Genomic DNA, 287 nt, shown 5'->3' with positions numbered 1-287 from the left:
GGACCCGGACGGGCAGGACGTGCGGTCCGAGTTCAAGCTGGCCGAGGGCGAGACGGCGGTGTTCGCGCTGGACCAGGTCGGCGGTGCGCTGACGCCGCGCGGCTGCGCCCACGAGGAGGCCGAGCAGGAGTTCTCCGCGACGGTGCGCTACTGGCGGAACTGGCTGGCCGCGTCCCGCTACCGGGGCCGCTGGCGGGAGATGGTGCACCGCTCGGCGCTCACCCTGAAGCTGCTCACGTACGCGCCGACCGGGGCGATCGTGGCGGCGCCGACGACGAGCCTGCCGG

Annotated in this window: 1 pseudogene; it reads left to right on the top strand. The window is 74.9% G+C overall.

Annotated elements, in window-relative coordinates:
* A pseudogene (locus CCN29_RS36555) lies at positions 1–287 on the top strand (glycoside hydrolase family 15 protein); the annotation flags it as partial.

Origin of the sequence: Streptomyces pseudogriseolus, assembly GCA_002154585.1 — a bacterium.
GTDB classification, from domain to species: domain Bacteria; phylum Actinomycetota; class Actinomycetes; order Streptomycetales; family Streptomycetaceae; genus Streptomyces; species Streptomyces pseudogriseolus.
Note: the sequence above shows the minus strand (reverse complement) of the source record. Positions and strands in the feature narration are given on the sequence as shown.